Origin of the sequence: Rhodoblastus acidophilus, assembly GCF_009720655.1 — a bacterium.
In the GTDB taxonomy this organism is placed as follows: Bacteria; Pseudomonadota; Alphaproteobacteria; order Rhizobiales; family Beijerinckiaceae; genus Rhodoblastus; species Rhodoblastus acidophilus_A.
Genome location: NZ_WNKS01000016.1, coordinates 53,745 through 70,561, shown reverse-complemented (window position 1 = coordinate 70,561; position 16,817 = coordinate 53,745). Strand labels below are relative to the sequence as shown.

The following is a 16,817-nucleotide window of genomic DNA, read 5'->3' as shown; positions in this document are numbered from 1 at the left end:
CCATGGACCGCCGCGAGAGGTTTTTCCGCGCGCTGGCGCGGCGGGAAGTGGACCGCGCGCCGGTGATTTGCACGGGCGGCAGCATGACCGCGACGCCCGAAGAGGTCGTGGCGCTCTCCGGATACGCCCTCCCGGAGGCGCATGACGACGCCGCCGCCATGGCCGGACTGGCCCTGGCGGCGGCTCGCATCACCGGTTTCGAATCCGTCGGCGTGCCCCTGTGCGTCACCGTCGAGGCCGAGGTTTTCGGCGCCGAGATCGACATGGGCGACGCCCGCACCGAAGCCCGGATCGTTCGCGAGCCCCATAAATCCATCGCCGAGGTCGCGCTGATCCCCGTCGAGGATTTGTTGCGGCGCGGACGTGTCCAGGTGTCGGTCGAGGCGGTGCGGCTGCTGGCGCAAAACGCCGGCGACTTGCCGATCATCGCCAATCTGATCGGCCCCGTCAGCATCGCCGCCGCCGTGGTCGAGCCGACCGCCTTCCTGCGCGAATTGCGCACGAAGCCGAGCGAGACGGCGGCGCTTTCGGCCCACGCCACGGATTTCCTCATCGCCTGGGCGCGCCAGTTGATCGCGGCCGGCGCCGACGCCATCGCCATCCACGAGGACACGACGACTCCCGCGCTCGTCGGCCCGCGCACGTTTGAGCAGGCGGTTGTCCCGCATCTGCAAAGGCTGGTGGCGGCAATCCATGAGGCCGGTGGGCGCGCGCTGCTGCACATGTGCGGCGCGCTCGGCCGGTCGGCGGACTCCGTCGCGCGGCTGGGCGTCGACGCCTACATTCCAGACGCCTCGCTCAGCGTCGCCGAACTGCGCGAGGCCCTGCCCGGGACCGCCCTGATCGGCAATATCAGCACCTTTCTGCTGCACCAGGGCGAGCCGAGGGGAATCGCCAAACTGGCGGCGCGTCTTGCCGGTGAAGGCGGGTTTGACGCGCTTTCGCCGACCTGCGGGATGTCGAGCATCACGCCGCTTGAAAATATCCGCGCCATGACCAGCGCAACACACGCATTTCTCGCACAGGAGTCTTCAAATGTCTGACATGGCGCCGCGCGAACGTCTGAGCCGCGTGCTCGCCAACCAGCCGGTGGATCGCGCCCCCGTGATTTGTACGGGGGGCATGATGAACGCCGCCGTGGTTCAGGTGATGGACGAGAACAGTCCAACCCTGCCCGAGGCGCATTTCGACGCCGAAGGCATGGCGGAGCTGGCCCAGCGCGTCCATGCCGCCACCGGTTTCGAAAATCTCGGCGTGCCCTTCTGCATGACCGTCGAGCCGGAAATTTTGGGAAGCCGCATCGATCCCGGCACGCTTTCGTGCGAGCCAAAAATCGCCGAGGAAGCCTTTGCTTCATGCGGCGAAGTCGAAATCCGCGACGTGAAAAAGATCATCCGCGAGGGCCGCATCGCCACCGTGGTGCAGGCCGCGCATCATCTGCGCAAGCGCAATCCCGATGCGCCGGTGATCGCCAGCCTGTCCGGGCCGGTCAGCACCGCCGCCTCCGTGGTCACGCCGCTAGCCTTCCTGAAGGAGCTGCGCACCCGGCCGCAGGACGCCCATCGCGTCCTCGATTACGTGACGCGACTGCTGGTGGAATATGCCCGCGAGGTCATCGACAGCGGCGCCGACGTCATCGCCATCGGCGACCCCACGGCGACGGGCGAAATCCTGGGACCGCGCATTTTCGAGGATTTCGCCGTGCGCTACCTCAACCAATTGTGCGACGCCGTGCATACCAGCGGCAAGCAGGTGATCGTCCACATCTGCGGCGACATGTCCAAAAGCCGCAACCAGCTCGCCAACATTCACGCCGACGCCATCAGCGTCGACGCGCTGGTCAATCTCAAGCGCCTGAAAGAGGATTTTCCGCGGATCAACACCATGGGGAATGTCAGCACCGCCCTGCTCGAATTCGGCGAAGCCGAAAAAGTTTCGCGCAACACCGCGCGGCTGATCCGCGATGGCGTCGACATCATCTCTCCCGCCTGCGGATTGAGCACCTCCACGGGCCTCCACAACATCCGCGCGCTCACCGAAACCGTGAAGGGACACGCCTGATGCCGCAGGTGCATTTCCGCTCCCACGACATTCACATCGAAGTGGAGGTGGGAACCTCACTGCTCGACGCCGCGCGGCGTGGCCGCGTCCGCCTGGAAGCCCCCTGCAACGGCGCCGGCACCTGCGGAAAATGCAAGGTGCGTCTGGACGAGGAAGCCCGCCGCGCCGCCCACGTCGTCGACAGCCGCAAATTGAGCGACGACGACCGGCGCGACGGCTGGGCCTTGCTGTGCACCACGCTTGTCGAAGCCGATATCGCGCTCGATCTGCCGGCGGGCGCCGAACATGGTCTGCGCATTCTGGAGCACGGCAAGCAGATCGACCTGCCGCTGGAGCCGTGGATCGGCAAACGTTTCCGTCCCGAGCGCAATGTCACGGACATATTGTCCGGCGGGGACGCGCTGGCGGAAGAGCCCGGCGACACCACCACGCGCGCCTATGGGGTGGCGGTGGACATCGGCAGCACCACCCTTGTCGCGTCGCTGATCGACCTCGGCACGGGCTCGCATGTGGGGGCGGCTTCCGCGCTCAACCCGCAGGCGCGCCATGCGCAGGACGTCCTGTCGCGCATCAAGCTCGGGTCCGACGCGCAAGGCCTCGCGTTGCTGAACGCGGAGGTGATCGCGGAAATCAACCGGCTGATCACCACGCTCGCCGTGGAGGCCGGTATTCCGCGCCGGCGCATCTACGAAGCGGTTCTGGCGGGAAACACCTGCATGCTGCACCTTGCCGCCCGAGTCGATCCCGAACCGCTGGGCCGCTATCCCTATACGCCGACGCTGAACGGCGACGTGCATTATTCCGCGAAGGCGCTGGGCCTGATCATCTCACCGTTCGGCCTCGTCTATTTCCCGCCCGTTGTGTCAGGCTTCGTCGGCGCCGACATCACCGCCGGCATGCTGGCGGCGAGCCTCGCCGACGAAAAGGGAGTGACGCTGTTCGTCGATATCGGCACCAACGGCGAAATGGTTTTAGCGCGCGACGGACGCCTGCAGGCGACATCGACGGCGGCTGGCCCCGCGTTCGAAGGCATGAACATCGCCTGCGGCATCAGGGCGGCCCGAGGCGCCATCGAACGGGTCAGTCTTGAAGGCGGCGAGGTGACGGTGAAAACCATCGACGACGCGCCGCCGGCCGGCCTGTGCGGCAGCGGACTCCTCGATGCGGTCGCCGAACTGGCCGTTCATGGCGTGATCGAACCGTCGGGGCGCTTTACAAAAAATCGCGGCGCCCTGCCGTCGGGATTGCAGGCGTGCTTCGGCGAGCGCGACGGCAAGCCGGCATTCCATCTCACCCCAGACATCTATTTGTCCCAGGGCGACATCCGCCAGGTGCAGCTCGCCAAGGGCGCCGTGCGGGCGGGCATCGACGTGCTGCTGCGGCGCAACGGGCTGACCGCGGCGCAAGTGGACCGGGCGCTGATCGCCGGATCGTTCGGCTATCACCTGACGGTGCGCAGCCTGATCGACATCGGTCTGTTCCCACCCGAATTCGACGGCAAGGTGACCTATGTCGGCAATACCTCGCGCACAGGCGCGGAGGCCTTGCTGACCCATGCGCCAAGCCGTGAAGCCCTAGCACGCCTGGTGCGCTCGGTCGAAGCCGTGGAACTGGCCAATGACGACGCCTTCACCAAGGTGTTCGTCGCCGCCATGGCTTTTCCCCCTCCGTTGCGGCCCGCTCTCGAAGAGGTGGCGTGACCGGCATGGACACTCGTATTCCCGTCACACTGGTCACCGGCTTTCTCGGCAGCGGCAAGACCTCCTTGCTCTCCGCCTTGCTGCGCCGGCCCGAACTGGGACCGTTCGCGGTCGTCATCAATGAATTCGGCGAGGTTGCGCTGGACCAGGCGCTGATCGGGCGGGTCGAAGGTCAGCTCGTCGTGCTGAGCGGCGGCTGCCTGTGCTGCGGCATTGGCGGCGACCTTGCGACCACCCTGCTTGATCTGCACGCGCGTCGCGCCGCCCTGCCCTTCGAGCGGGTTGTTGTCGAAACCAGCGGCCTCGCCGATCCCGGGCCGCTGCTGGCGCCGCTGGTCCAGGCCCCGGAGCTGACCGGACTTTTCCGCGTCGATGGCGTGGTGGCGGTGGTGGACGCCTTGCAGGGGCTGCGCGAACTCGAACGTCACAAGGTTAGCGTCAAGCAGGTCGCCCTCGCCGATCGCATCATTCTGAGCAAGAGCGACATCGCCGCCTCGCTGGCGGTCGCCCGGCTGAAGCAGCGTATTGCGGAGATCAATCCATGGGCGCCCCTGCGCGCCGCCAATCATGGCGCCGTGGAGAGCGCCTGGCTGTTCGATCCGGCTCCCGCGCCCACAATCCCGTATTCCGACCTGCGAAACGGCAACGGGGGTCATGACCACGATCACGCCCATGGCATTGGCGCGTTCTGCCTTTGGCTCGACAAGCCTTTCACCTGGGACTTGTTTGTTAACGCCGTCACGCGCCTGACGGAGGCTCATGGCGAGGCGATCCTTCGCATGAAAGGCGTGCTGAACATCGAGGGACATCCAACGGCCGTCCATGGCGTGCAGCACTTCCTGCATCCTCCCGAACCGCTGGCGACGTGGCCCGACGAAGAGCGCCGCTCACGTGTCGTCGTGATCGCCGAGCGGCTGACGGAGACGCAGGTGCGACGTTTTTTTCCTGTATCCACCCACTGACCGCCAGACACCGTTCGACGATGTTCCCGAACAAATGACGCAGGATGTCGCTCTCGCGAAAGCGGCCTGGCCGGTTCTTCGAATAGGTTGAATGATCGGGAACCTTGCCGTCCAGTCCGAGGCGACAGAACCAGCGGTACGCCAGGTTGAGGTGGACTTCCTCGCACCGACGGCGCATCCGAGCGGATGCCGACCCAATCACCCACCAGCAACATGCGGATCATCAGTTCCGGATCGACCGAGGGCCGACCGATGTTGCTGTAAAACGGCTTCAGCGCGTTGCGAAGGCCGCCGAGGTCGAGATGCGGGTCCAGTCGAGAAAACACCGGTCGATGGCTGGATGGGAAGAATGCGCCATAAGCGGCAATTCGCGGTTCGGTGAGCGTGACGTTTCCCGGCTCCGCTCTGAAGAGACCTTCCATCGCGAGGACGGAGCCAACAAATCCCTGTTGATCGCAAACAAGGTTCTGGCAAGCTTCATCTAAGACTATGTCGAGATTGCGCCCCGGTACGCGGCGTATTCAGATTTTCGATGGAAGCCTCCATGACCGAGAGCAAGGCCGCGCTTGACCCGGCCTTTTTTCTGGCCGTCCATGACCAACTCGAACAGGCTCGCCGAGCGATCGAACAGCGTTTCCTGGGCGCCGGCGACGTCCTTGTCGAGGTTCACGAGCATATTCAGGTCTTGATCCAGGCTCTTGACCGGATCGCCGGAGCGTTCGACGAGCGGCGCGCCGATCAGACGATCGGCGCAATGCAAAATGCGATTTCAGAATTGCAAGGCCGGCTCGGAAGCGAAACCGCCCGAGACGGAAAGCTTGGCGCGATGGCGCAAAGTTTGACGGAGATCCAGAATGAAATCTCCAAGATCTGCGCCATTCTCCGGTATCTCGCCGCCTGCGCGGTGTCGACGCGGGTCGCCGCCGCCGGAAACGACAAGTTCATGTCCTTCGCCGACGAAATCGCCCGATATGTCCAGAGCGCGGAACAGGAAGTGGCGGGCTTCTTGCGCAAGGTCACTCAGATGGGCTCCGAGCTTGGGCGCATCGGCGAAGAGCACCAACATGTCGTCGCTGTTGTGGGAAGCGCCGTCGGCGCCGCCGCGCCGCAACTCATGGATGCGGCGAAAGCGATCGATCGCCGCCGCGTCGATCTCGAAGGACTGGCGGCGCGGGCGGCGCCGGTCATGCGCGCGGCGGGGAAAAAGTTCGCCGACACCCTGTCGGCCCTGCAAATCGGCGATATGACCCGTCAACGGATCGAGCACGTTCAGGAGATCATCCGGGCGATGCGCGAACATATGCAGCTGGAGCCGGAATTTCCGGGAATTCATGGTCCCGCATTGCAACTCCTCGATGTCCTGACCGCTTCGCTATCCTCCGAGTTCGACAAGGACGCGCGCAACGTCGTCGCGACGCTTCAAGGCGTCGCCAGCGACGCACGGAACATTCACAATCTGGTTCGAGATTTCGCCGCACAGTCCGAAAGCCGCGCCGATTCGACCAACCCGTCGGTCAAGGATCGGCTTGGCTCCATGCGTCAACTGGTCGTGGAGATCGAGGAGGCGGGACGGCGATCGGCCAGCGTCGATGCGACCATAAGACGCCTCGCCATCGAATTGCTCAACAACAGGAGCGACATCGGCAATTTGCGGAGTGTTCAGGGCGACATTCGCCTTCTGGCCATCAACGCCTATCTGCATTGCTCCCGCATGGGCGACCTCGGGCGGACAATCGGCGCGATCGCCACCGAGATCAATCTCGAAGGCGACAAGCTGGGCCGAAGCGCGACCGCCGTGCTTCGAGCCTTGGCGGATCTTGGCTCGGGTGGCGACGATCCCGGCTGCGCCAAAGCCGATCGCGATTTGGTCGCTGACCTCGATGATGTCGGGATCGCCCTTCAGGAAATGGACAGGGAATCCGGCGGCAGCGTGCAATTGATCGCGACAGAGGGCGAAGCGATCGCCAGGCGCATTGAAACGGTCGTCCGAGATCTCGATTTCAGCGGGGGATTGGGCGAACAACTGGCGACGTGCTCAGCCGCATTACGCCAGGCATTGGCCAGCGCCGCCCCCGTCCAGACGCAGATCCCGTCCGACGCGGTGACGACATTTTCCGATGAGGTCTATGCGCTCTACACAATGGATAGCGAGCGGGAGCTTCATTTGACCGTGTTTCCGGATATGCGGGCGCGGGTCCAGATCGGGGACCGGTGTGCGCGTCCGACCGGCGCTTCCGAAGACGAGATCGAGGACTTCTTCCTTTAGCCCCGCGCCGTTCGGAATCAGCGCGAAAGCATGGCGTCGAAAGATCAGCGCGGCTGCCGGCGCCGAAAGACGCGCGTCTCGCGCTTGGCGCAAATCCTAGTCTCTATGCACAATTTCACATGACGTACGTAATTAATATGACGTATTGGTTCGTATTTATTGTCATGCTTAAGCATCTGATTTGACGTCTTGTTTAAATTCTGCTGCCTCATATTGCATTTTTAATGAATGGTTCATGCGTTATCCTTCATAAGAGAGGCAAATATGGAGTGAATTCGCATGCAAGGTCCGTCATTGGAGCTATCGAGTTCAAGTGTTTGTTTTAGCGAAGATATTACGATTCGCTCTATTAAGGATATCTGGCGCGATTTGCTTGACCGCTTCGCCGCCACTGACGCGCTTAATCTAGTCATCGACGACGATTCATTCGTCGATCTGAGCTTTGTCCAGCTGATCACTTCGGCGCGCCAATACGCAAAAGACCATGGCAAGACCATCAGTCTTGCGCGCCCGGCGGCAGGGACGCTTCGGCGTGTCCTCGAACGCGCCGGCTTTCTGACGGATTCGCCATCCGACACCGTTCGTTTCTGGCTTCACGAGGAGCAAGCGCGATGACCGCGAATATCCTGACCGTTGACGATTCCGCTTCCATGCGCATGACGACGCGCCTCGCCCTTTCGGGCGCGGGCTACGCCGTCACCGAAGCCGTCGATGGCCTCGACGGCCTGGAAAAGGCCAAGACCCACCGCTTCGACGCGATCATCACCGACATCAACATGCCGCGCATGGACGGGCTGCGGATGATCGAGGAATTGCGGCGCCTGCCAACTCAGCTTGGCGTGCCCATCGTGTTCCTCACGACGGAATCCGACGCCGACATGAAGGCCCGCGCCAAGGCGGCGGGCGCGACAGCCTGGCTGACGAAACCGTTCGACGCCGCGCAGTTGTTGAAACTCGTCTCCAAGGTCGTGGGCAAATGAGCACAATCGATCCGATCGACATTTTCCGGATCGAGGCCGGCGAATTGCTTGAACAAGTCGAGCAGGGGCTGCTCGATCTCGAACAGCGGCTCGACGATCGCGAACAGATCGACGCCGTGTTCCGCGGCTTGCACACGCTGAAAGGCTCGGGCGCGATGTTCGGCTTCGACGCGCTCGCGGCGTTCACCCATCATTGCGAAACAGCCTTCGACCACGTGCGCAAGGGTCATGTTCCCGCCACGCTCGAACTGGTGGCGGCGGTGCTGGCGGCGCGCGACCACATGCGGGCGCTGGTGGAACACCCGAATGGCGATTACGCCAGGCAAGAGGTCGCATTGCTCGATCAACTCCACGCCGCCATCGATATCGGCGCGCGCCAGATTTCGCCCCCGGCCCAAACGGAGACCGTCGCGCCGCTCGAAGACGCCGGCGCTCCGGCAAGACATTGGCGCATTCGTTTCGCCTTGCCGCCAAATTCGCTGCTGAATGGGGTCAATCCCTTGACCTTTCTCGACGATCTCCGCGAGCTGGGGGCGTGCGAGATCCAGGTCGACGCCAGCGCCGTTCCCCCGCTCGATCAGTTGGACCCCACCGCGCTCCATCTGCGCTGGACCGTGTTCCTTGAGGCCGACGTCTGCCGCTCCGAGATCGAGGACGTGTTCCTGTTCGTCATGGACGACATGACGCTCGAAATCGACGACATGCGCGGCCCGGCGAGCGCCGAACCGCCGTCGGCGACGGATGCGCCTCCCGCCCTCGTCACGCCGACGGAAGCGACGACTCCCGAAGCCAAGTCCGCGACGGAGGCCAATGGCGTCCGCGCACGCCGCGCCGTCGAAAGCGTGCGCGTTCCCGCGGACCGGCTCGACGAATTGATGGATCGCGTCGGCGAACTGGTGATCGCCCAGTCCCGCCTGTCGCAGATCGCGGCGGCTGTCGCCAACGAGGAGCTGCGCGCGGTCAGCGAGGAGATCGAGAATCTCTCCAGCGAATTGCGCGCGACCATGATGGTGCTGCGCATGGTTCCGGTCGGCACCCTGTTCGAGCGGTTCCGTCGGCTGGCGCGCGACCTTCAGCACGAAACCGGCAAGCAGATCGAGCTGGTCACCGAAGGCGAGAGCACCGAAATGGACAAGACGGTGATCGAGCGCCTCGCCGATCCCCTGGTCCACATCGTCAGAAACTCCGCCGATCACGGCCTGGAAACGCCGGACGAGCGTGTGGCCGCCGGCAAGCCAGAGGTCGGGCGCATCACGCTGGCGGCCCGCCAGTCCGGCGGCGAGGTGATCATTTCCGTCAGCGACGACGGGCGCGGCATCAATTGCGAGCGCGTGCGCGCCAAGGCCGAAGCCAATGGCCTCGTGGCGCCGGGACAGGTCCTCTCCGAAAAGGAGGCCTTGCAGATGATCTTCCAGCCGGGTTTTTCCACCGCCGCCCAGGTCACCAACCTGTCGGGGCGCGGCGTCGGCATGGATGTGGTGAAGAAGACCATTGAATCGCTGCGCGGCGCCATCGACGTGGAGAGCTGGCCGGGCGAGGGCGCGGAGATCGCGCTGCGCATTCCGCTGACGCTGGCGATCATCGACGGGCTGCTGGTCCGGGTCGGCGCCGGCCGTTACGTCATTCCGCTGGCGGCGGTCGAGGAATGCCTCGAACTTGCGCCTGAGCAGGAGGCGCGCTCACGCGGTCGCAGCCTGCTCTCGCTGCGCGGCAGCCTGGTCCCGTTCCTCCGGCTGCGGGAAATCTTTCAGACGGGGTCGCCGCCCGATCCCCACCAGAAGGTCGTGGTGATCTCGACCGGGGCGGAACGGGTCGGCCTCGTGGTCGACCAGATCATCGGCGACCACCAGACCGTGATCAAGTCCATGTCGAAACTGCATGAGGACGTCGAAACGTTTTCGGGCGCAACCATTCTCGGCGACGGCGGCGTGGCGCTGATCCTCGACATCGTCAATCTCGTGGCCGCCGGCCAGGACCAGGAGGCGCGGTTGCGCGCGATCGCATGACGACAGCCGTTCGCACATCAGCCCAGTGGTCGGAAACCGGCGAGATCGACGCGCTCACCTTCGATGTCTCCGGAGAGACTTTCGCCCTCGACGCCTCGATCGTGCGCGAGATCCTCGATCTTCTCCCCGAGACCATCGTGCCCGGCGCCCGCCCCTTTGTCGGCGCGCTGGTCAATTTTCGCGGGCGGATCATTCCGCTCGCCGACATGCGCTTCGCCTTCGGCATGGCGCGCACGGAGCCGACCATCGACAGCCGCATCATTGTCGTCGAGATCGAGTTCGCGGGCGCGCCCTGTCTGGTCGGCCTGCGGGCCGACAAGGTCAACGAGGTGCGCACCCTCGCCAGGGACGCCTCCGAGCCGCCGCCGCGCGTCGGCATGACCTGGAGGGCCGAACTGGTCGACTGCCTCATCAAGCACGGCGACGCCGTCATCATCTTCCCCGACTTGCAGGCCCTGTTCGACGCCAGCCGAGGCAAGCCGGACGCCGAAATCATCCGCTATCCGAAAACCTGAGCCCATTCCAGCAAACCCACGACTAATGATTTTCACGAGGACTCGATCATGCGTCTGACGATAAAACTCAAACTCGCACTGGCCTTCGCCTTTCTCGTCGCTCTGATCGGCGGGATGGGCGCGCTGGCGATCTCCAATCTCTCGGGATTGCAGGGCGCGATCACCAATCTGGTGCAAGGCCCGGCGGCCGACCTCAACAATGTGCGCGGTCTCGGCTCCGCTTTTCTCATCAGCGCGCGTTACGAGAAGAACATCGTTCTGGCCACCGATCGCGAGGACATCGCCAAGTTCCAGAAACAGGAGGCCAAGGCCACTGAGGAGGCGATCTTCTATTCCGGCAAGTTGAAAGCCTCCAGCAATCCCGAGGTCGTCAAGGATGTGCGGGAAGTCGACGCAGCGCTCGAACAGCTCCTACCGCTTCGCCGCAAGATCGTCGAGCTTGGCTCCGAGAACACCACCGAATCCAACGCCAAGGCCGCCGACCTGAGCCTGCACGCGGCCGCCGAGCCGAACGCCAAGATCACTGCCCTGATCGCGCAATTGTCGGACAAGATCATCGCCAACATGGCCGCCACCACCGAGGCGACCAACCACCAGTATGAAACCTCGCGCACGCTGCTGCTGGCCTTCATCGCCGGCGCCACGCTGTTCGCCATCGCCGTGGCCATCTGGATGTCGCTCGGCATCGGGCGCGGCCTGCGGCGCGGCATCGAAACCGCGGAGGCCGTGGCCATCGGCGATCTGGACGCGGATGTCAGCTACAAGGCCAATGACGAGATCGGCGACCTCATGACCGCGCTCGGCCGCATGACCGGCAATCTGCGCGAAACGGCGGGCGTCGCCGCGAAAATCGCCGACGGCGACCTGATGGTTTCGCCCAAACCGCTGTCGGACAAGGACACGCTCGGCCAGGCGCTGGCGCGGATGGTGGAGCGGCTGCGCGCCGTCGTCAGCGACGCCATGCTGGCCTCCGGCAATGTGTCCTCGGGCGCCGAACAGCTGTCCTCGGCCTCCGAGCAAATCGCCCAGGGCGCCACCGAACAGGCCTCGGCCGCCGAGGAAGCCTCCTCCGCCATGGAGGAAATGGCCGCCAACATCAAGCAGAACGCCGACAACGCCGCCCAGACCGAAAAAATCGCGCGGCAGTCGTCCAGGGACGCGGAACTGTCCGGCGACGCGGTTTCGCGCGCCGTGCAGGCGATGAGCACGATCGCGCAGAAGATCACCATCGTGCAGGAAATCGCCCGCCAGACCGACCTGCTGGCGCTCAACGCGGCGGTGGAGGCGGCCCGCGCCGGCGAGCACGGCAAGGGCTTCGCTGTCGTCGCCTCGGAAGTGCGCAAGCTCGCCGAGCGCTCGCAGGCCGCCGCCGGCGAAATTTCTCAAATGTCCGGCGACACCGTGAAATCGGCGCAGGAAGCCGGCGAAATGCTCAACCGCCTGGTGCCCGACATTCGCAAGACCGCCGAGCTGATCGCGGAAATCTCCGCCGCCTGCCGCGAGCAGGACATTGGCGCGGCGCAGATCAACCAGGCGATCCAGCAGCTCGACCAGGTCACCCAGCAGAACGCCGGGGCGTCGGAGGAAATGTCCGCGACCTCGGTGGAGCTGGCCTCCCAGGCCGAGGAATTGCAAGGCTCGATCGCGTTCTTCAAGGTCGAGTCCGATTCCGACCGCAGGCGGGCCGCGGGCAAGACGCAAGCGCGCGCGGGGCAACGCGCCGCCACCCCCAAACCGCAAGCCGCGTCGGGAAAGAAGCCGCCGGTGCACGCCCAGCAGGAGCGCGCGCGAGGCTTCGCCCTCGACCTGTCCATGGGCGGGCGCGATGAGCACGACCATGACTTCCGTGAAAGCGCCTGAACATGAGCGCGCCAGACGAACTGCAACTCGTGACCTTCGCGCTCGACGCGGAACGCTTCGCGCTCCCGGTCCGCGTCGTGCGTGAAATCCTCGATCACCAACCCGCGTTCCGCATTCCCAACGGGCCGCGCCACCTGCTCGGCCTGTGCCATGTGCGCGGGCAGGCGGTTCCGGTGATCGACCTGCGCATGCGGCTCGGTTTGACCCCGACCGAGCCGACCGCCAACACCCGCGTGCTTGTGGTCGACATCAAGGTCGGCGCCCGCGCGCTGACCCTCGGCATTGTGGTGGATCGCGTGTTCGAGGTGACGGCGGCGCGCAGCGACGAGGTCGACACCGCGCCCGATATCGGCGCGCGCTGGGCGAGCGCATATATCGAGGGCGTGGTCCGCCGCGACGACAGTTTTGTCGTCATCGTCGACCTCGCGCATCTGCTCTCGGAAGGCGAGGCCGCCGATCTGGCGGAAGCGCCGCAAGAATGGCGCGCCGCCTGATGCGGAAGGGAGCGAAGCTCAGCCCGGAGCCCGCCGAAGCTCCGGACCCGGAAATCGACCGGCTGTCGCCGGGCGATTTCCGTCGTCTCGCCAAATTCATCAACGCCTACAGCGGCATAAAGATGCCGGAGAGCAAGCGGCTGATGCTCGAGGGGCGATTGCGGCGCCGGCTTCGCGCCACCGGTTTTTCACGCTTCGTCGACTATTGCGAGCATCTGTTCAACGGCGAGGGGATGGAGACCGAGGCCATTTTCCTCATCGATGCGGTGACCACCAACAAGACGGATTTCTTTCGCGAGCCGAACCATTTCGACGCGCTGACCGCAACAATCCTGCCCGAGTTCGTGCGGCGCGGCGCCAACAGCCTGCGCATCTGGAGCGCGGCCTGCTCGATTGGCGCCGAGCCCTATACGATCGCCATGGTCTGCGCCGATTTCGCCGAATCCCATGGCCCGCTGAAAACCTTCATCCTCGCCACCGACCTGAGCACCGATGTGCTGCGCGCCGCCCGCCATGGCGTCTATCCCGCGGACATGCTGGCGCCGGTTCCGCAGGCGCTGCGGCGGCGCTATACGAAAACCTCGGCGCGCGACCGCTCGCAAGTGCGGGTGGTCCCGGAATTGCGAGCCCATATCGGCTTCGCCCGGCTCAACCTGATGGACGAGCTTTATCCGGTCGGCGATCCCATGCACATCATTTTCTGCCGCAACGTTCTGATCTATTTCGACAAAGCGACCCAGCGCCAGGTGCTCGACCGCCTGTGCCGGCGCCTCGAGCCCGGCGGCTATCTGTTCCTCGGCCATTCCGAATCGGTGACCGGATTCGACCTGCCGATCCGCTCCATCGGCGGCACGATTTTCCAGAAGACTTGAGGGCTCCATGGCCAAGCCGATTCGCGTGCTGATCGTCGACGATTCCGCCAGCGTGCGGCAGACCCTGACCCAGATTCTGTCGCATGACCCCGACATCGAGGTGATGGCCGCGGCGTCCGACCCTTATGTCGCCGCGCGCCGCATCATGGAAGAGGCGCCTGACGTCATCACGCTTGACGTGGAAATGCCGCACATGGATGGCATCACCTTCCTGAAGAAGCTTATGGCGCAACACCCGATCCCCGTGGTGATGTGCTCATCGCTGACCACGGACGGGTCGGAAACCCTGTTACAGGCGCTGGAAGCCGGCGCCGTCGACATTATCGTCAAGCCGAAGATCGCCGCCGCCGACGCGCTCGCCGAAAGCGCGGTGACGATCTGCGACGTCGTCAAGGCCGCCGCCAGGGCGCGCCCGCGCGCCGGGGGCGCGCGCAAGCCGCAGGCGCGGCAAGGCTATGGCGAGCCCGCTCCCAAACTGACTGCCGACGCCATGCTGCCGCCGGCGCGCGCCGGAGCCATGGCCAAGACAACGGAAATCGTCGTCTGCGTCGGCGCCTCCACTGGCGGCACCGAGGCGCTCAAGGATTTCCTGCTGGGGCTGCCCGCGAACGCGCCGGGCATGGTCATTGTCCAGCACATGCCGGAAAAATTCACGGCCGCCTTCGCCAAAAGGCTCGACGGCCTGTGCGAGGTCTCCGTAAAGGAGGCCGAGGACGGCGACCCCGTGCTGCGCGGTCATGTTCTGATCGCGCCGGGCGGCCGCCACACCATGCTGGAGCGCAAGGGCGCCCGCTATCATGTCAGCGTCCGCGAAGGGCCGCTGGTCTCGCGCCATCGCCCGTCCGTGGATGTGCTGTTCCGCTCGGCGGCGCGCGCCGCGGGGCCTAACGCCGTGGGGGTGATCATGACCGGCATGGGCGACGACGGCGCGCGCGGTCTGCTCGAAATGAAGCAGGCGGGCGCCTTCACCATCGCGCAGGATGAGGCGACCTGCGTCGTGTTCGGAATGCCGAAGGAGGCGATCAATCTCGGCGGGGTCGACCGCGTCGTCGGCCTCGACGCCATCGCGCGCGAGGTGCTGTGGGCGCAGGCGCGGCCCTAGAGCTTTTTCACGTTTCATGGAAACATGAAAAAGCTCTAGATTATTGTTTTGACGCATTTTCTTCACGCGAACCGGCATCTGCTTCGCTTGAAAATGCTCTAGATATGCGCTTCGAGCGAAGGTCATTTATCTTGAAATAGAACGCGTCCATGCAGCACATTCGTATGGAATAAACTCCCGTCATATCAGCTTAGGGGCCTGCGTCCATGCTCTCCCACAGACATACCCTAAACAACAATGACGACAAGGAACTTAAAATACTTGCGGTTGACGACAGTGCGTCCATGCGGGCGGTCTTGGAAACCACTGTGCGAAAAATTCACAATACAATTGTCGAAACATGCGGAGATCCGCTCGAAGCTCTCAAAAAATGCCAGAATTTCCAGTATGATGTCGTGATTGTCGATTATCTGATGCCTGAAATGAACGGCGTCCGCCTGCTGAGCCATTTGCGACAGCTCGACACTTACCGCTCGATCCCCATCATCATGCTGACCTCGGAAAGCGACCGCGAAATCCGAATGGACGCCTTGGCGGCCGGCGTCAACGACTTTCTCAACAAACCCTTCGATCCCTTTGAGTTTCGGGCGCGCATCACCAACATGCTGGCGCTGCGGATCGCACAAAGACAGCAGGCCAGGCTGGTTGCCTACCTCGGCCAAGATGTCGAAAAGGCGATGCGCGAAATCACCTTGCGCGAAAAGGAGATGATCTGGCGGCTGGCGCTCGCGATCGATGCGCGCGACGGGGGAACCGGGGCGCACGTCTCGCGCGTGGCCCGCATCAGCCATCGCCTCGCTCTTGGGTTGGGGCTGAACGAAGCGCACAGCCAACTGATCTATCTCGCGGCGCCCTTGCACGACGTCGGCAAGATTGGAATTCCGGACTCGATCCTCGCAAAGCCGGGACCGCTGACACTGGAGGAAGAAATGATCATGCGCCGGCATGTGGAGCATGGCGTGAAGATCCTCCGCGATGGCGCGACGGAACTTCTCAAGGTGGCGGTGGCGATCATCGGCGGTCATCACGAGCGATGGAACGGATCCGGCTATCCCAGCGGGCTCTCGGGAAAAGCCATCCCCATCGAAGCGCGCATTGTCGCGGTCGCCGACGTGTTCGACGCCCTTTGCACGGCGCGTCCTTACAAAGCCGCCATGCCGTTCGAGACCGCATTCGCCCAGACTGTCGCGGGCAGCGGCTCCCAATTCGACCCCGCATGCGTGGAAGTCTTCAAGCAACTCGAAGGCGAGCTTCGCACATTGCGTGTCGACGCGACTGACCACTTTGCGCCTTCGCCGTGACTGTGACGCGAATGAAAGCGCTCTCCATCGCGGCGCAAAATCCTTCTCAATAACGCCGCGAATTGATATCGGGCCAAGCGACGGCGAGCATAGGCCAAGACAAAGCGCACCGGGCTTGCGGCCTATGAGAAATGACGGCGTTTACGCTGGGCGGCCTCGCTCTCCCGCCCATGTTCTTGATCGGGACGCCGACGACGCACGCACGAACCGCAAAGTATGATGGACTCTGGCGTTCACGGGCGAGTCGACTACCGCATGAATGATACGGTTTCCGGAAGATCGCTTCGCGATCCGCGAAAACGAAATCGCACGGAAATCCTCCAGGCGAAGGGCGGATTTCCGCGCGAGTGGAATACGATTTCCGAACTGATCCTTCGGAAATCGTATCAGCAGCAGATTTCCACCAGCGGCGAACAAAATGAACGCGACGATGGAGCGCATGACGGGTTCCGGAAGATGGCGACTGCCGAATTAGGCGACGATCGCGCCTCCCGCGGAAACTGAGACAAGCCATACCGGCAATGAGGTCGGCGCGGCATCGAAGCTTCGAGAAGCGCCGATCAAGGCCGCAATGGCGTTCAACAAATTATAGGCGGCGGTGACCGCCGCCATGCGACGCGTGCCGACCCAGTCATCGAAACGATGATGGGCGACAAGAAGACGCCGCCGCTCGTCCCCGTCGCGCCCGAAAACAGGAG

The 16,817-nt window shown here is 64.1% G+C and carries 16 protein-coding genes and 1 pseudogene; 15 read left to right on the top strand and 2 right to left on the bottom strand.

Annotated features, from left to right (window positions below):
* Positions 1 to 2 precede the first annotated feature (2 nt).
* The 4 genes from GJ654_RS15615 to GJ654_RS15600 are packed head-to-tail and all read left to right on the top strand — an operon-like array spanning position 3 to position 4,723.
* On the top strand, positions 3 to 1,043 hold the full coding sequence (locus tag GJ654_RS15615) for a uroporphyrinogen decarboxylase family protein (protein WP_155447104.1): 1,041 nt from the start codon (positions 3 to 5) through the stop codon (positions 1,041 to 1,043).
* The gene (locus GJ654_RS15610; RefSeq protein WP_155447103.1) at positions 1,036 to 2,061 is read left to right on the top strand and encodes a uroporphyrinogen decarboxylase family protein; all 1,026 of its coding nucleotides are present in this window, start codon (positions 1,036 to 1,038) and stop codon (positions 2,059 to 2,061) included. The genes GJ654_RS15615 and GJ654_RS15610 overlap by 8 nt, the downstream gene beginning before the upstream one ends.
* Entirely contained in the window at positions 2,061 to 3,761 is a 1,701-nt protein-coding gene (locus GJ654_RS15605) for an ASKHA domain-containing protein (RefSeq protein ID WP_155447102.1), read from the top strand. Before GJ654_RS15610 ends, GJ654_RS15605 begins: the two co-directional genes overlap by 1 nt.
* A 5-nt stretch (positions 3,762 to 3,766) precedes the next feature.
* Positions 3,767 to 4,723, top strand: a complete 957-nt coding sequence (locus GJ654_RS15600) for a CobW family GTP-binding protein (protein WP_155447101.1) — start codon at positions 3,767 to 3,769, stop codon at positions 4,721 to 4,723.
* 4 nt (positions 4,724 to 4,727) lie between these two features.
* On the opposite strand, the pseudogene GJ654_RS15595 reads toward GJ654_RS15600, so the two are convergent.
* Both GJ654_RS15595 and GJ654_RS20845 read right to left on the bottom strand, forming a co-directional pair.
* Positions 4,728 to 5,145, bottom strand: a pseudogene (locus tag GJ654_RS15595) (transposase); the annotation flags it as partial.
* Positions 5,146 to 5,210: 65 nt separating this feature from the next.
* Entirely contained in the window at positions 5,211 to 5,483 is a 273-nt protein-coding gene (locus GJ654_RS20845) for a hypothetical protein (protein ID WP_196305578.1), read from the bottom strand.
* Positions 5,484 to 5,549: 66 nt separating this feature from the next.
* Between GJ654_RS20845 and GJ654_RS15590 the strand changes: the two genes are divergently transcribed.
* The 11 genes from GJ654_RS15590 (at position 5,550) to GJ654_RS15540 (ending at position 16,623) form a co-directional block, all read left to right on the top strand.
* Entirely contained in the window at positions 5,550 to 6,989 is a 1,440-nt protein-coding gene (locus GJ654_RS15590) for a hypothetical protein (RefSeq protein ID WP_196305577.1), read from the top strand.
* Between the two features lie 279 nt (positions 6,990 to 7,268).
* Complete coding sequence (locus tag GJ654_RS15585) at positions 7,269 to 7,604, top strand: STAS domain-containing protein (protein WP_155447099.1); 336 nt, start codon at positions 7,269 to 7,271, stop codon at positions 7,602 to 7,604.
* On the top strand, positions 7,601 to 7,969 hold the full coding sequence (locus GJ654_RS15580) for a response regulator (protein ID WP_155447098.1): 369 nt from the start codon (positions 7,601 to 7,603) through the stop codon (positions 7,967 to 7,969). Before GJ654_RS15585 ends, GJ654_RS15580 begins: the two co-directional genes overlap by 4 nt.
* Positions 7,966 to 9,975 (top strand): chemotaxis protein CheA, encoded by a 2,010-nt coding sequence (locus GJ654_RS15575; protein ID WP_155447097.1) that lies wholly within the window; start codon positions 7,966 to 7,968, stop codon positions 9,973 to 9,975. Before GJ654_RS15580 ends, GJ654_RS15575 begins: the two co-directional genes overlap by 4 nt.
* Entirely contained in the window at positions 9,972 to 10,490 is a 519-nt protein-coding gene (locus tag GJ654_RS15570) for a chemotaxis protein CheW (protein WP_155447096.1), read from the top strand. The genes GJ654_RS15575 and GJ654_RS15570 overlap by 4 nt, the downstream gene beginning before the upstream one ends.
* A gap of 48 nt (positions 10,491 to 10,538) precedes the next feature.
* Complete coding sequence (locus GJ654_RS15565; RefSeq protein WP_155447095.1) at positions 10,539 to 12,350, top strand: methyl-accepting chemotaxis protein; 1,812 nt, start codon at positions 10,539 to 10,541, stop codon at positions 12,348 to 12,350.
* A gap of 2 nt (positions 12,351 to 12,352) precedes the next feature.
* Entirely contained in the window at positions 12,353 to 12,844 is a 492-nt protein-coding gene (locus GJ654_RS15560) for a chemotaxis protein CheW (protein ID WP_155447094.1), read from the top strand.
* Complete coding sequence (locus GJ654_RS15555) at positions 12,844 to 13,716, top strand: CheR family methyltransferase (protein WP_155447093.1); 873 nt, start codon at positions 12,844 to 12,846, stop codon at positions 13,714 to 13,716. The genes GJ654_RS15560 and GJ654_RS15555 overlap by 1 nt, the downstream gene beginning before the upstream one ends.
* A gap of 7 nt (positions 13,717 to 13,723) precedes the next feature.
* Positions 13,724 to 14,818, top strand: a complete 1,095-nt coding sequence (locus GJ654_RS15550; RefSeq protein ID WP_155447092.1) for a protein-glutamate methylesterase/protein-glutamine glutaminase — start codon at positions 13,724 to 13,726, stop codon at positions 14,816 to 14,818.
* A gap of 206 nt (positions 14,819 to 15,024) precedes the next feature.
* Positions 15,025 to 16,119, top strand: coding sequence for an HD-GYP domain-containing protein (locus GJ654_RS15545; RefSeq protein WP_155447091.1), 1,095 nt, complete (start codon positions 15,025 to 15,027; stop codon positions 16,117 to 16,119).
* A gap of 255 nt (positions 16,120 to 16,374) precedes the next feature.
* Positions 16,375 to 16,623, top strand: a complete 249-nt coding sequence (locus tag GJ654_RS15540) for a hypothetical protein (RefSeq protein WP_155447090.1) — start codon at positions 16,375 to 16,377, stop codon at positions 16,621 to 16,623.
* The last annotated feature ends 194 nt before the right edge of the window (positions 16,624 to 16,817 follow it).